The sequence below is a fragment of the Citrobacter sp. CK199 genome (assembly GCF_030333285.1).
Lineage (GTDB): Bacteria > Pseudomonadota > Gammaproteobacteria > Enterobacterales > Enterobacteriaceae > Citrobacter_B > Citrobacter_B koseri.
The window spans coordinates 191,225-206,053 of the sequence record NZ_JAOWGF010000024.1 but is presented as its reverse complement, the minus strand read 5'-3'; the positions used below and the strand labels follow the sequence as shown (position 1 = coordinate 206,053).

Sequence of the window (14,829 nt, the reverse complement as noted above, 5' to 3'; positions counted from 1 at the left end):
TCACTCTTTCTCCATATTCAGCGGAAAATGACAGGCGTAGAGATGATTCTTCGCCCCGGTCAGACGCGGGGTTTCAATGCATTCTCGTTGAGCATACGGGCAACGCGGCCCCAGACGACAACCTATCGGTAATTGTTCCAGCAGCGGGATTGCCCCTGGCATGGTATTCAGGCGGCTTTTATGCGGCATGGCGCTGCCAAAATCCGGTATCGCGCGGATGAGCGCCTGAGTATAAGGGTGGTGAGGCGTCGCCACCAGATCCTTACTGGGCGCAGTTTCAACCGTCTGCCCGCAATACAGAACGTTGATTTTGTCTGCCCACTGGCTGAGCATTTGCAGGTCATGGCTGATCAGCAAAATAGTGGTATTGCTGTTCTGGTTCAGGCGCGTCAGCAGGCGGAAAATCTGCGCCTGGGTGGTGGGTTCCATCGCGTTGGTCGGTTCGTCGGCAATCAGCAAGCGCGGTTGATTGGCGAGCGCAATGGCGATCATGACTTTCTGACATTCGCCATCCGTCAGCTCATACGGAAAACTACGCATCGCGTCTTTGTGATCTTTAATGCCGACCCGGTGCAACAGTTCAATGGCACGGCGTTTTCGCCAGCCAATACGCTGCCACCAGCGACCTTTATAGGTCCAGGCGGGAATATTCTGCATCAGTTGACGGCCAATGCGCTCCGAAGGATCAAGGCACGACTGCGGTTCCTGAAAGATCATCGACACGTTATGGCCGACCAGTTTGCGGCGCTCGCGTGCGGAAAGACGCAGCAGGTCGATATCGTCAAAGCGCATACGGTCGGCGGTGACGCGCCAGTTGTCTTTCGCCACACCGCAAATGGCTTTCGCAATCAGGCTTTTCCCGGAGCCGGATTCGCCGACCAGCCCACGAATTTCCCCTTCATTTAACGTCATGCTGACCCGATCTACGGCTTTAACCCAGTCTTCGCCGGTTTTAAATTCAATGGTCAGGTTACGTATATCCAGTAACGGCATTATTCCACCCCCGCGATAATCGCGCGCCGGATGCCGTCGCCAAGCAGGTTCACCAGCAGAACGCTGATCATAATTGCCGCGCCAGGTAACATCACCGTCCACGGCGCGACATATATCAGCTCCAGCGCGTCGCCGAGCATGGCGCCCCATTCAGGAGAGGGGAGTTGCGCGCCGAGGTCGAGAAAACCGAGCGCGGCGATATCGAGGATTGCCATCGACAACGCGCGGGTGATTTCGGTAATCAGACCGGCGGTAATATTGGGCAGAATGGCAAACCAGAGAATATTGAGCGTGGTGGCGCCATCGAGGCGCGCGGCGATCACATACTCTTTTTCCAGCTCGTCATGCACCATGCTGTAGACCGAGCGCACCATACGCGGCAGCAGTGCGAGCCAGACGGCAAACATTGCGTGACTCAGATGCGGCCCGGCAAAGGCAACAACGATAATCGCCAACAGCAACGACGGAATAGAGAGCAGGGTGTCCAGAATATGGTTGAGTACGGCGGAGCGTAAGCCGTGCGTAGCCCCGGCGACAACGCCCAGAATCAGGCCGCACAGCGTTGCCGCCAGCGTGACGATAAACGCGCCGCCGACGGTGGGCGCCGCGCCGCTCAGCAGGCGACTTAAAACGTCACGCCCCAGATCGTCCGTCCCCAGAAAAAACGAGACTTCGCCATAGCGCGACCAGGACGGTGGCAACAACTGGTAGCCGAGGAACTGCTGATCGATGCCGTAGGGAGCAAACCAGCTGCCAAAAATACACAGCACCACCAGACCTGCGCAGCCGTAAAGACCGACCATCGCAGAAGCGTCGCCATAAAATTTGCGCCAGGCAGTGCGCAGCGTTCCCGGTGGGCGCTTTTCGCTGTACACACTATCGTAAGGCATACCATTCCTTATGTTTCAGAGGGTTAGCCATAGCACCCAAAATATCAGAGATCACGTTGACGATAATCACCAGCGAACCAACCACCATTACGCCTGCGGAAATAGCGGCGTAGTCCTGCTGGCGGATAGCGTTGATCAACCAGCGTCCCAGCCCCGGCCAGCTAAAGACCATCTCGGTGATCATCGCCAGCGTCAGCATGGTGGAAAACTGCAAGCCGAGACGCGGGATCACCGGCGGCAGCGCGTTGTGCAGCACATGCCGACGCAGAATCGTCAGCCGTGACAGACCGCGCGTCGCCGCTGCCTTCACGTAATTCTGGTCATACACTTCAATAGTGCTGATGCGCATCAGACGAATCACTTCCGTGGTGGGGGCGACGGCCAGCGTCAGCACCGGCAATACCATATGGCGCACTGCGCTCATCACCATCTCATCGCGCCAGGGCGAGTCGGAAATCCAGGCATCAATAATGGCGAAACCGGTGACCGGCTTCACTTCGTAAAGCAGATCAAAACGACCTGATACCGGCAGCCAGCCGAGCGTGAGCGAGAAAAACAGCGTCAACAGCAGCGCCAGCCAGAAGACCGGAATCGAAAATCCCACTAAGGCGAGGGCGCTGATGAAACGGTCTGGCCATTTATTCCGCGTTACGCCTGCCAGCATCCCCACCGGGATCCCGACCATCAGAGCAAAGCCGAAAGCGAGAACGCACAGCTCCATCGTGGCGGGAAAAACCTCTTTGAGCTGTTCGGAGATCAGCTGGCCGTTAATGCTGGAAACGCCAAAATCCCAGTGGATCAGGCTGTTAAACCAGAAAACCCAGGCGTTCCACAACGATGCGCCCTGTAATGGCGCATGGGGCGTGAAATAGCTCAGGCTAAAGCCGATAAAGGTCAGAAAGAACAGCGTGACCAACAGCAGCAGAAACCGACGCAGGGTGAAAATAATCATGGTTTTTTCACCTCATCTTCTTTTTCCCGCGAAACACCGGCAAACGAGGCGTTACCAAAGGGACTTAAAACCAGCCCTTTAATATCATAGCGATAAGCCTGTAAACGCAGCGAGGAGGCGAGCGGCAGTATCGGCAGCTCTTTTGCCAGAATATTTTGCGCTTCATCATACGCGTCAATACGCGCCGCAAGCTGCTGGGACGAGAGCGCTTTTCGCAGAATGCCGTCAAACTCAGGATGGCACCAGTGTGCAAAGTTGGTTTGTGAGTTAATGGCGGCGCAGCTCAGCAACGGCCTGAAGAAACTATCTGGATCGTTACTGTCGGTTGCCCAACCGGACAACGTCAGATCATGGTTCATGTCCATTAACCGCGCCTCCTGGAAACGACCTTCTACCGGAACAATCACCACTTTTACGCCGACCTGCGCCATATCCGCCTGGATCAGCTCGGCGGTTTTCAGCGGGCTGGGGTTCCAGGCCTGGGAACTGGTCGGCACCCACAGCTGTAGCGTTAAGTTTTCCAGCCCCAGCGCTTTCAACTGCTCGCGGGATTTAGCCGGATTGTATTCTGTAATTTTAGCCTCGTTGTCATAGGCCCACGAGGCGCGCGGCAAAATAGAGGCGGCGGTTTCTGCTGTACCGTAGTAGATCGACTGCATCAGCCGCTGGTTGTTGATCGACAACGCCAGCGCATGGCGCACGGCGGGATTATTCAGCGGCGGCTTATCGGTATTAAAGGCCAGGTAGGCGATGTTCATACCGGGGCGCAGCGTCAGACGCAGGCGCGGATCGTCGCGCAGAATCGTGAGTTGACTGGCGGCGGGCCAGGCCAGCACATCGCATTCGCCGGTGAGCAATTTCGATAAACGGCCTGTGCCGCCGGAGCCTAAGTCAACCACCACCTGCGGCATCAGCGGTTTACCACGCCAGAATCCCTCATGACGTTGCAGACGAATATATTGTCCGGCGCGATATTCCGAGAGCTGGAACGGGCCGGTGCCGACCGGCTGGCGGTCAATCAGTTCCGGGTGATCCTGCTTTGTCAGCTGCGCCGCATATTCCGCTGACATGACTGACGCATAGTGCGTCGCCAGATGCCATAAGAAGGAGGCGTCTGGTTGGGTCAGGCGAAACTCGACGATATTGTTGTCCAGCTTACGCACGCTCTGGACGTTATCGGCAAACTGCAAACTGTCGAAATAGGGAAAGCTGCCGCCGTTAACGTTATGCCAGGGATGTTTGCGATCAAAAATGCGCTCAAAGGTAAACACCACGTCATCCGCGTTCAGCTTGCGGGTAGGGGTGAACCAGGCGGTCTTCTGGAAAGCGACGTTGCGACGCAGGTGGAAACGGTAGGTCGCGCCGTTGTCCAGCACTTCCCAGCTTTCTGCCAGTTCCGGCACCAGACGATAAGTATAAGGGTCCACATCCAGCAGTCTGTCATACAGCTGGGCGGCAAGCGTATCAACGATCAGGCCGCTGCTCGCTTTTTGTGGATTGAAGGTGTTGACCTGCCCACTGACGCAATAGACAAAGCCGCTGTCGCGAATATCAGCGTGCGTAGTCGGTTCAGGCGCAGCCGCAGCCTGACCACTCAGGAGTCCAGCCATCACGATCAGAGACGATAAAACCAGGCGCATAATTTTTAAGGTTTTTAGATTCGATCTGCAAAGTGTATCGCACTTCGGCCCGCCAGGTAAAAATGACTGCGGACAACTGGCGTAAATGTACACAATTGCGATGAAGGAATCGTCATACTGGTGGAATAAACACCAAAGGAAATGCCCGTTCAGTTAAGTTACGGGCTTTGATACATGATTACTTCAGGCTTACGTTTCGCAATATTTTCTGGCCTGCGACAGATTGTACTTTCCAGGTACCGTTTTCTTTCACCATGCAGTCTATTACGGTGTGTTTCTGTTCAGCGCCGAAAGAGACATAGACCTGTGTACATACGGGATCTAAGTCTGATGAGACGATCTCTATTTGCTGCCAGTCATCGTCAAAATCCTGGGCTTTGATGAACATATCAGAATCGGGTACATCTTCGGAGTCTGGGTCTGCTGTATTTGAGGCCTTTAACGCAGCAATGGTGTTTGCTGTAACGTAGGGCTGGAGTCCCTCATAATCAGCCAGTGGATTTTTCTCCTGTATTAACTGGGATATGTACCAGCGATTAAATGTTAAAGCTGTAGCTTCGGGTCCGCCGGGAGACAACGCCGCAAAAGCAGAAGAGCTGATTAACAAGCCAGCCAGGCTCGCACCCATCATAGCATGTCTGCGTGCGTATTCTACGGCTGCGTGTTTATCCCAATTCATGGCATTTCCCTTGTATTCAAAATCGTTGGGTATAACATTACGCTGGAAATTCAATCACCTTTGTAATTATTTTTATTATGTTATTAACCAATATCGAAATTAATTATAAAGAAAACCTCATTAATTCACTTAACATATTACCCCCACAGAATGAGAACAACTGTCCCGGGCATGAGCGCTAAATCTGATGTTTTTTGAGCAATGCGCGCAACTGGTGGTAGGTCAGACCCAGCAATTCTGCTGCCCGTTTTTGATTAAATTTCGCCTGTTGCAGGCTGATTTGCAGAAAGTCTTTCTCCTGCTGTTGCTGAAATTCGCGTAAATCCAGCGGCAATGATGGCGCAGAAACGGGCGTTTCCGGCGGCGTTGGTTCGGGAATGTCACGCTTAAATGGGTCGATGATAATTTCATCTAACGGATAATCGCTGCTGCCATGCCGATAAACCGAACGCTCAACCACGTTTTTCAGCTCACGAATATTTCCCGGCCAGCGGTACTGAAGCAGGGTTTCTCTCGCCCGCGCGGTAAAACCCGGGAAGAGGGGCAGATGAATCTCACGGCACATCTGAATGGCAAAGTGTTCGGCCATTAACATGATGTCGCTTTGACGCTGGCGTAAAGGGGGAAGCTGCACGACGTCGAAAGCAAGCCGATCCAGCAGATCGGCGCGAAATGTCCCTTCGCTCACCATTTGTGGCAAATCGGCATTTGTCGCGCAGACCAGACGCACATTAACCTGCAACGGCTGGCTGCCGCCGACGCGCTCCAGCTCGCCGTATTCGATCACCCGCAGCAGTTTTTCCTGAACCAGCATGGGAGCGGTCGCCAGCTCATCCAAAAAGAGCGTACCGCCATCGGCGCGTTCAAAGCGCCCGGGATGACGTTTTTGCGCGCCGGTAAATGCGCCTGCCTCATGACCAAATAACTCGGAGTCGAGCAGGTTTTCATTGAGCGCGGCGCAGTTAAGGGAGATGAACGGCCCTTGCCAGCGCGTTGAGAGAAAATGCAGCCGGTTGGCGATCAGCTCTTTCCCTGTTCCGCGTTCGCCAATGATAAGCACGGGTTTATCCAGCGGCGCCAGATGGGAAACCTGCTCCAGCACTTCAAGAAAGCTGTTGGCTTCGCCGAGAAGGTTATCTTTGTATTCTGCCATGATGAGATTCACCACTTGTTAGTGTTATTCACCACTTTAGCCTATTTCTCTCGTGAGGTAAAATCGTACATTGTTTTAATAATCAATAAATTAAAAAGTTGGCACGCAGATTGTATTAACCCTGTAGCAGGGCATAGCCCGATATCAGAACATACCGTGTGAGGATTGAATTATGGGTATTTTTTCTCGTTTTGCCGACATCGTGAACGCCAACATTAATGCGCTGCTGGAAAAAGCGGAAGATCCGCAAAAGCTGGTGCGCCTGATGATTCAGGAAATGGAAGATACGCTGGTGGAAGTCCGTTCTAATTCCGCGCGCGCGCTGGCAGAAAAGAAACAGTTATCCCGTCGCATTGAGCAGGCCGCCGCGCAACAGGCGGAGTGGCAGGAGAAAGCCGAGCTGGCGCTGCGTAAAGATAAAGAGGATCTGGCGCGCGCCGCGCTGATTGAGAAACAAAAACTGACGGATTTGATCGCCACCCTCGATCAGGAAGCGGCACTGGTTGACGACACGCTGGTGCGGATGAAGAAAGAGATTGGCGAGCTGGAAAATAAACTCAGTGAAACCCGTGCCCGTCAGCAGGCATTGACGTTGCGCCACCAGGCGGCAAGCTCTTCCCGTGATGTCCGTCGTCAACTGGACAGCGGCAAACTGGATGAGGCTATGGCGCGTTTTGAATCGTTTGAACGCCGTATCGATCAGATGGAGGCGGAAGCGGAAAGCCAAAACTTTGGCAAGCAGAGAACCCTGGATCAGCAGTTTGCCGATCTGAAAGCAGATGATGAAATCAGCGAACAACTGGCGCAGTTGAAAGCCAAAATGAAGCAAGATAACCAATAATAATACCTGGCGGCGCCCGAACGCGCCGCCGCTCATCACCTGTAAGGAGCACTCATGAGCGCGTTATTTCTGGCCATACCGTTAACCATTTTCGTGCTGTTCGTGTTACCGATTTGGTTATGGCTGCATTACAGCAACCGTTCCGGTCGGGGCGAATTGTCGCAAAGCGAACAGCAACGTTTAATGCAGCTAACCGACGAAGCGCAACGCATGCGCGAGCGTATTCAGGCGCTGGAAGCCATTCTTGACGCCGAACATCCGAACTGGAGGGATCGCTAATGGGAGGAATTAACCTGAACAAGAAATTATGGCGTATGCCGCAGCAGGGGATGGTGCGAGGGGTGTGTGCCGGTATCGCGCAGTACCTTGATGTACCGGTGAAACTGGTGCGTATCCTGGTGGTGTTATCGATCTTCTTTGGTCTGGCATTTTTCACCCTGGTGGCTTACATCATTCTCTCTTTTGTACTGGACCCGATGCCGGACAGCATGGCAACGGGCGAGCAACAGCCTTCCTGCGGTGAACTGTTAGATGCGGTGGATCGTGAACTGGCCGCAGGCGAAAAACGTTTACGCGAAATGGAGCGCTATGTGACCTCTGATACCTTCACGTTACGCAGCCGCTTCCGTCAATTGTAAGAGGACAGAGATGAATACTCGCTGGCAACGCGCCGGGCAAAAGGTGAAGCCGGGCTTTAAACTTGCAGGGAAGCTGGTTCTCCTGACCGCGTTACGCTACGGTCCCGCAGGCGTAGCGGGGTGGGCGGTGAAATCCGTGGCCCGGCGCCCGCTGAAGATGTTGCTGGCGGTGGCGCTTGAGCCTTTACTGAGTCGGGCAGCGGCTAAATTATCCCGGCGTTATACCGGAAATCATCCCTGACTACGATTCTGTGTACGCAGAGTAACACTTCGATTACATATTCCCCGGTAATTTGCGGCAGCTCACAAATACGATTTTTGGGCTGCCAAAATTCTTTTTTATCCTCCCTCTAAACCCGCTCGCCTGATTGACAGCTTATTTTTCACGGAGTAGTCTCTTCTTTCATGGGACCGCTACCACGGAAAACAAAAGTGAGCCAAAAAATCCAGAAATACCTGCTTGAAGTCTATGGGGAAACATTTTCGCAACGCCACTACGACGTACTGGAAAGGCGTATTGAAAAATCACGTTCATTAATTAAAAAACAGCGTAAGTTGCATTGGGATGAAAGTGATGTTGTGCTTATTACCTATGCCGACCAATTTCACTGTGAGACGTCAAAACCGCTTCCCGCATTTAATCAGTTCTTCCGTAAACGGCTAAACGCGAGTTTTTCTCATGTCCATCTGTTACCTTTTTATCCATGGTCATCTGATGATGGATTTTCGGTCATTGATTATCACCAGGTGGCGCAGGAAACAGGGGAGTGGAAAGATATCGGTGAACTGAATCAAACAAGTCAATTAATGTTTGATTTTGTCTGCAATCATATGTCTGCCAAAAGTGAATGGTTTAAAAACTATTTACAGCAAAAGCCGGGCTATGAGCATTTCTTTATTGAAATGGCCCCTTCGACAGACCTGAGTGCAGTGACGCGTCCGCGCGCATTACCGTTACTGACGCCTTTTACATTGCACGATGGCACCGTCCGTCATTTATGGACGACATTCAGTGATGATCAGATTGACCTGAATTATGCTTGCCCTGACGTGCTGCTGGCGATGGTTGATGTTTTACTGACCTACCTCGAACAAGGGGCGGACTATATTCGTCTGGACGCCGTCGGGTTTATGTGGAAAGCACCGGGTACAACGTGTATTCACCTGGAAAAAACGCACCAGTTAATCAAGCTGTTCCGGGCTATTGCTGATGAGGTGGCTCCGGGGACCGTCATCATTACTGAGACCAACGTTCCGCATCAGGATAACATTTCCTATCTGGGTAATGGCTATGATGAAGCGCACATGGTCTACCAGTTTTCTCTTCCGCCGCTGGTATTGCATGCCGTGCAACGCCAGGATACGCGTGCGTTGTGCGACTGGGCGAAAACGCTGTCGCTGCCATCCTCGAAAACGACCTGGTTTAACTTTCTGGCTTCCCATGACGGAATAGGCCTGAATCCATTACGCGGTATTTTGCCGGAAGAGGAAATACTGCAATTAGTTGAAGCGTTGCAGCAGGAAGGGGCGTTAGTCAACTGGAAAAACAACCCGGACGGGAGTCGAAGCCCTTACGAAATCAATGTTACTTATATGGATGCGCTCAGCAAGCGCGACAGTAGTGATGATGAGAGACTCGCCCGGTTTATTTTAGCGCATGCCATATTATTGAGTTTCCCTGGCGTACCTGCGGTATATATTCAAAGTATTCTGGGTTCTCGTAATGACTATGATGGTGTGGAACAACTGGGGTATAACCGCGCTATTAATCGTAAAAAATATGATCTGGCAACAATTGGATCGGCTTTAAACGATGACGACACGCTAAGACATAACGTCTTTCAGACATTATCAAAGCTTATTATTATACGTCGTCATAATAATGCCTTTCATCCGAACAGCGCTTTTGAAATAGAGAGTCTCACATCAGAAGTTATGCGAGTGACGCGTACAACAAAAGATGGCGAAGCCATTACTGCATTGTTTAATGTGAGCGATCAAATTCAAACTGTGAATATTTGTTGCTCGGGTGGTTATGACTTAATTAGTGAAAGTTATATCACCGGGGAAACATTAACACTGCACCCATGGCAGGTTATGTGGATTAAAAAATAATAAGGAACATCTAATGCTTAAATCTAACGTTGTGCTGTTATCAGCACTGGTTTCCTGCGCCCTGATTTCAGGGTGCAAAGATGACAAACAATCTCATGTCTCCATTGAATTTATGCATTCGTCGGTGGAACAGGAGCGTCAGGCCGTTATTACAAAACTGATTACGCGTTTTGAAAAAGAAAATCCTGGAATCACCGTGAAACAGGTTCCTGTTGAGGAAGATGCCTATAACACCAAAGTGATCACGCTGGCGCGCAGCGGCTCGCTGCCGGAGGTTATTGAGACCAGCCATGATTACGCCAAAGTGATGGATAAAGAGCAACTGATCGACCGTGATGCTGTTGCGGATGTTATTCAGAACGTGGGTGAAAGCGCGTTTTATGACGGTGTGCTGCGCATTGTGCGTACTGAAGATAGCGCGGCGTGGACCGGCGTTCCGGTAAGTGCCTGGATTGGCGGTATCTGGTATCGCAAAGATGTTCTGGCGAAAGCCGGGCTGGAAGAGCCAAAAAACTGGCAGCAATTGCTGACCGTCGCGCAAAAACTCAACGATCCCGCCAGTAAGAAATACGGTATTGCGCTACCGACGGCGGAGAGCGTGCTGACTGAACAGTCTTTCTCGCAGTTTGCGTTGTCAAATCAGGCCAACGTCTTTGATGCACAAGGAAAAATAACCCTTGATACGCCAGAGATGGCGCAGGCGCTGGAATATTATCGTGCGCTGGCGGCAAATACGATGCCGGGTTCTAACGACATCATGGAAGTGAAAGACGCTTTCATGAACGGGACTGCACCAATGGCGATTTATTCCACCTATATCCTCCCGGCCGTCATTAAAGAAGGCGAACCGCAGAACGTGGGGTTTGTCGTTCCGACGGAAAAAACCTCTGCCGTCTATGGCATGTTGACTTCGCTGACCATCACCAGCGGACAGAAAGCGGAAGAGACGGAGGCGGCCGAGAAATTTGTCACCTTTATGGAGCAGGCGGACAACATTGCGGACTGGGTGATGATGTCTCCGGGAGCGGCACTGCCGGTCAACAAAGCCGTGGTGAACACGCCCGTGTGGAAGGAAAACGATGTGATCAACGCGCTTGGCGATCTGCCTTATCAGTTGATTGCAAAACTGCCTAATATCCAGGTGTTTGGCGCGGTGGGCGACAAGAACTTTACCCGTATGGGCGACGTGACGGGCTCTGGCGTGGTGAGTTCGCTGGTGCATAACGTGACGGTGGGTAACGCCAGCCTGTCTTCGGCCCTAAAGGAAAGCCAGAAAAAGCTGGATACCCTTGTTGAACAGCGCTAATGCGGAAAGAGGAAAGCAGTTATGACCAGGCTTTTTTCCGGTCGTTCCGATATGCCATTCGCGATGTTGCTGCTGGCGCCCAGTTTATTACTGCTGGGCGGTCTGGTGGCATGGCCGATGATATCGAATATCGAAATCAGTTTTTTGCGTTTGCCGCTTAATCCGCGAATTGCCTCAACGTTCGTGGGGTTTAGCAACTACATTAACATTCTCTCCGATCCTGGGTTCTGGCACGCGCTGTGGATGACGATCTGGTATACCGCGCTGGTTGTGGCCGGTAGTACCGCACTGGGGCTGGGCGTCGCGATGTTCTTTAACCGGGAGTTTCGCCTGCGTAAAACGGCACGTTCGCTGGTGATCCTCTCTTATGTGACGCCGTCCATCTCGCTGGTGTTCGCCTGGAAGTACATGTTCAACAACGGCTACGGCATTGTGAACTACCTCGGCGTGGATCTGCTGCATCTCTACGATCATGCGCCGCTGTGGTTCGACAATCCGGGCAGTAGTTTCGCGCTGGTGGTGTTGTTTGCGATCTGGCGTTACTTCCCGTATGCGTTCATTTCATTCCTGGCGATCTTACAGACTATCGATAAATCGCTGTATGAAGCAGCCGAAATGGATGGCGCGAATGCCTGGCAGCGATTTCGCATCGTAACGCTGCCCGCCATCATGCCGGTGCTGGCGACGGTCGTGACCTTACGCACCATCTGGATGTTCTACATGTTCGCCGATGTTTATCTGTTGACGACGAAGGTCGATATTCTCGGGGTGTATCTCTACAAAACAGCATTTGCATTTAATGACTTAGGTAAAGCAGCCGCCATTTCCGTGGTGCTCTTCATCATTATTTTTGCCGTCATCTTGCTGACCAGAAAACGGGTGAATCTCAATGGCAACAAATAAACGCAAACTTGAGCGTGTCGGCTTTTACTGTGGCCTGATCGTCTTTCTTCTCATCACGCTGTTTCCTTTCTTTGTGATGCTGATGACCTCGTTTAAAAGCGCGAAAGAGGCGATTTCACTGCATCCGACCCTTTTCCCGCAGCACTGGACGCTGGAACACTATATCGACATTTTTAATCCGCTGATTTTCCCGTTTGTCGATTATTTCCGCAACAGCATGGTGGTGTCGGTAGTGTCATCCGTTGTGGCCGTATTTTTGGGCACGCTTGGCGCGTACGCGCTGTCACGTCTGCGCTTTAAAGGTCGCATGACCATTAATGCCAGCTTTTACACCGTGTACATGTTCTCCGGCATTTTGCTGGTGGTGCCGTTGTTCAAAATCATCACTGCGTTAGGCATTTATGACACCGAAATGGCGCTCATTATCACGATGGTCACTCAGACGCTGCCGACCGCGGTGTTCATGCTGAAAAGCTACTTCGACACCATCCCGGATGAGATTGAAGAGGCCGCCATGATGGATGGCTTGAACCGTCTGCAAATTATTTTTCGCATTACCGTTCCGCTGGCGATGTCTGGCCTGGTCTCGGTGTTTGTCTACTGCTTTATGGTGGCCTGGAATGACTATCTGTTTGCGTCGATTTTCCTCTCCAGCGCCAGCAATTTCACCCTTCCGGTAGGGCTGAATACGCTGTTTAGCACGCCGGATTATATCTGGGGACGCATGATGGCGGCGTCGCTGGTAACGGCATTACCTGTCGTCATTATGTATGCGCTTTCCGAACGTTTTATTAAGAGTGGTTTGACCGCTGGTGGCGTGAAGGGCTAAGGCGGCCAGTTTAATTAAGGAGTTGTAAATGAAAAAGTTAGTTGCCACCGAACCGCGCGTTGCGGCGCTTGTGGAGTATGAAGATCGCGCGATTTTAGCCAACGAAGTGAAAATCCGCGTTCTGTTTGGCGCGCCGAAGCATGGTACTGAGGTGGTTGATTTCCGCGCTGCCAGCCCGTTCATTGATGAAGATTTTGATGCGCAATGGCAGATGTTTATGCCACGCCCGGAAGGCGCGCCGCGCGGTATCGAATTCGGTAAGTTCCAGCTCGGTAACATGGTGGTGGGCGACATTATCGAATGCGGCAGTGACGTGACGGACTATGCCGTGGGCGATCGCGTATGTGGTTATGGTCCGCTTTCTGAGACGGTCATCATCAACGCCGTTAATAACTATAAGCTGCGCAAAATGCCGGAAGGGTGTTCCTGGAAAAACGCAGTCTGCTATGACCCGGCACAATTCGCGATGAGCGGCGTGCGTGACGCGAATGTGCGCGTGGGTGACTTTGTCGTGATTGTCGGGCTGGGCGCGATTGGTCAGATTGCGGTGCAACTGGCGAAAAAAGCGGGAGCGTCAGTGGTTATCGGCGTAGACCCGATCGCTCACCGCTGCGATATTGCGCGTCGTCATGGCGCGGATTATTGCCTGAACCCGGTCGGCACGGATGTCGGTATGGAAATTAAAAAACTGACCGGGAAACAGGGCGCTGATGTGATCATCGAAACCTGTGGTTATGCTGACGCGTTACAGTCGGCGCTGCGCGGGCTGGCCTACGGCGGCACTATCTCCTATGTGGCTTTCGCTAAACCGTTTGCGGCGGGATTCAATCTCGGGCGTGAAGCGCACTTCAATAACGCCAAAATCGTTTTCGCTCGTGCCTGTAGTGAGCCGAACCCTGATTACCCGCGCTGGAACCGTAAGCGTATTGAAGAAACCTGCTGGGAATTGCTGATGAATGGTTATCTCGATTGCGAAGAGATTATCGACCCCATCGTAACGTTTGCCAACAGCCCGGAAAGCTATATGGAGTTTGTCGACAAGCACCCGGAAAAGAGCATCAAAATGGGCGTGACGTTTTAATTCTAAGGGAATGAATACTATGAAAATTGGAACTCAGAATCAGGCTTTCTTTCCAGAAAATATTCTGGATAAATTTCGCTATATCAAAGAGATGGGGTTTGACGGGTTTGAGATCGACGGCAAATTGCTGGTCAATAACCTTGATGACGTCAAAGCGGCGATTAAAGAAACGGGTCTGCCTGTTACCACAGCCTGCGGTGGTTATGACGGCTGGATTGGCGATTTTATTGAAGAGCGCCGTCTGAATGGCCTGAAACAAATTGAACGCATTCTTGAAGCGCTGGCGGAAGTGGGCGGCAAAGGCATTATCGTGCCGGCCGCGTGGGGAATGTTTACCTTCCGTTTGCCGCCAATGGCCTCGCCGCGCAGCCTGGAAGGCGATCGCAAAGCGGTGAGCGACTCGCTGCGTTTCCTTGACAACGTGGCTGAGCGCACTGGAACGGTGGTGTACCTGGAACCGCTTAACCGCTACCAGGATCACATGATCAATACGCTTGCCGACGCTCGTCGCTATATCGTCGAAAACGATCTCAAACATGTAGAGATTATCGGTGATTTTTATCACATGAACATCGAAGAAGACGATATGGCGAAGGCGCTGCATGACAACCGGGATCTGCTCGGCCATGTGCATATTGCCGACAACCACCGCTATCAGCCGGGAACCGGCACCCTGAATTTCGGCGCGCTGTTTGATCAGTTGCGTCAGGACAATTATCAGGGCTATGTGGTGTATGAAGGGCGGGTACGCGCAGATAATCTGCCGGAAGCCTACCGTCAGTCATTGGCCTGGTTGCGTACCTGCTAAG

16 protein-coding genes are annotated in these 14,829 nt (G+C 52.2%); 10 read left to right on the top strand and 6 right to left on the bottom strand.

From position 1 onward, the window contains the following. The 6 genes from sapD to pspF form a co-directional block, all read right to left on the bottom strand. Positions 1–993, bottom strand: a complete 993-nt coding sequence (sapD, locus tag OGX75_RS05105; protein ID WP_012132257.1) for a peptide ABC transporter ATP-binding protein SapD — start codon at positions 991–993, stop codon at positions 1–3. Beyond that, entirely contained in the window at positions 993–1,883 is an 891-nt protein-coding gene (sapC, locus tag OGX75_RS05100) for a peptide ABC transporter permease SapC (RefSeq protein WP_012132258.1), read from the bottom strand. Before sapC ends, sapD begins: the two co-directional genes overlap by 1 nt. Continuing rightward, the gene (sapB, locus tag OGX75_RS05095) at positions 1,870–2,835 is read right to left on the bottom strand and encodes a peptide ABC transporter permease SapB (RefSeq protein ID WP_286451300.1); all 966 of its coding nucleotides are present in this window, start codon (positions 2,833–2,835) and stop codon (positions 1,870–1,872) included. Before sapB ends, sapC begins: the two co-directional genes overlap by 14 nt. Then, the gene (gene sapA, locus OGX75_RS05090) at positions 2,832–4,475 is read right to left on the bottom strand and encodes an ABC transporter substrate-binding protein SapA (protein ID WP_134769382.1); all 1,644 of its coding nucleotides are present in this window, start codon (positions 4,473–4,475) and stop codon (positions 2,832–2,834) included. The genes sapB and sapA overlap by 4 nt, the downstream gene beginning before the upstream one ends. A 178-nt stretch (positions 4,476–4,653) precedes the next feature. Further along, entirely contained in the window at positions 4,654–5,154 is a 501-nt protein-coding gene (locus OGX75_RS05085; protein WP_199975851.1) for a DUF3828 domain-containing protein, read from the bottom strand. Between the two features lie 178 nt (positions 5,155–5,332). Further along, positions 5,333–6,307: a phage shock protein operon transcriptional activator gene (pspF, locus tag OGX75_RS05080; RefSeq protein WP_012132264.1), complete on the bottom strand. Its 975-nt coding sequence runs from the start codon at positions 6,305–6,307 to the stop codon at positions 5,333–5,335. Positions 6,308–6,479: 172 nt separating this feature from the next. Between pspF and pspA the strand changes: the two genes are divergently transcribed. From pspA to ycjR, 10 genes are all read left to right on the top strand, one after another. Continuing rightward, positions 6,480–7,148 carry a phage shock protein PspA gene (pspA, locus tag OGX75_RS05075; RefSeq protein ID WP_012132265.1) on the top strand — a complete coding sequence of 223 codons (669 nt, stop codon included), beginning with the start codon at positions 6,480–6,482 and terminating at the stop codon, positions 7,146–7,148. 54 nt (positions 7,149–7,202) lie between these two features. Then, a complete protein-coding gene (pspB, locus tag OGX75_RS05070; protein WP_012132266.1) occupies positions 7,203–7,427 on the top strand; it encodes an envelope stress response membrane protein PspB in 225 nt (74 codons plus the stop codon). Further along, positions 7,427–7,786, top strand: a complete 360-nt coding sequence (pspC, locus tag OGX75_RS05065) for an envelope stress response membrane protein PspC (RefSeq protein WP_286451301.1) — start codon at positions 7,427–7,429, stop codon at positions 7,784–7,786. Before pspB ends, pspC begins: the two co-directional genes overlap by 1 nt. Before the next feature lie 10 nt (positions 7,787–7,796). Next, complete coding sequence (gene pspD / locus OGX75_RS05060) at positions 7,797–8,027, top strand: phage shock protein PspD (RefSeq protein WP_198448156.1); 231 nt, start codon at positions 7,797–7,799, stop codon at positions 8,025–8,027. Between the two features lie 164 nt (positions 8,028–8,191). Continuing rightward, a complete protein-coding gene (locus OGX75_RS05055) occupies positions 8,192–9,901 on the top strand; it encodes a sugar phosphorylase (protein WP_286449563.1) in 1,710 nt (569 codons plus the stop codon). Positions 9,902–9,914: 13 nt separating this feature from the next. Then, positions 9,915–11,207 (top strand): ABC transporter substrate-binding protein, encoded by a 1,293-nt coding sequence (locus OGX75_RS05050; RefSeq protein ID WP_071258387.1) that lies wholly within the window; start codon positions 9,915–9,917, stop codon positions 11,205–11,207. A gap of 21 nt (positions 11,208–11,228) precedes the next feature. Further along, on the top strand, positions 11,229–12,110 hold the full coding sequence (locus OGX75_RS05045) for a carbohydrate ABC transporter permease (RefSeq protein ID WP_110494216.1): 882 nt from the start codon (positions 11,229–11,231) through the stop codon (positions 12,108–12,110). After that, positions 12,097–12,939, top strand: a complete 843-nt coding sequence (locus tag OGX75_RS05040) for a carbohydrate ABC transporter permease (protein ID WP_071258384.1) — start codon at positions 12,097–12,099, stop codon at positions 12,937–12,939. The genes OGX75_RS05045 and OGX75_RS05040 overlap by 14 nt, the downstream gene beginning before the upstream one ends. Before the next feature lie 28 nt (positions 12,940–12,967). Beyond that, positions 12,968–14,020: a D-guloside 3-dehydrogenase gene (ycjQ, locus tag OGX75_RS05035; protein WP_071258382.1), complete on the top strand. Its 1,053-nt coding sequence runs from the start codon at positions 12,968–12,970 to the stop codon at positions 14,018–14,020. Positions 14,021–14,039: 19 nt separating this feature from the next. Beyond that, complete coding sequence (gene ycjR / locus OGX75_RS05030) at positions 14,040–14,828, top strand: 3-dehydro-D-guloside 4-epimerase (RefSeq protein ID WP_071258381.1); 789 nt, start codon at positions 14,040–14,042, stop codon at positions 14,826–14,828. Position 14,829 lies beyond the last annotated feature (1 nt).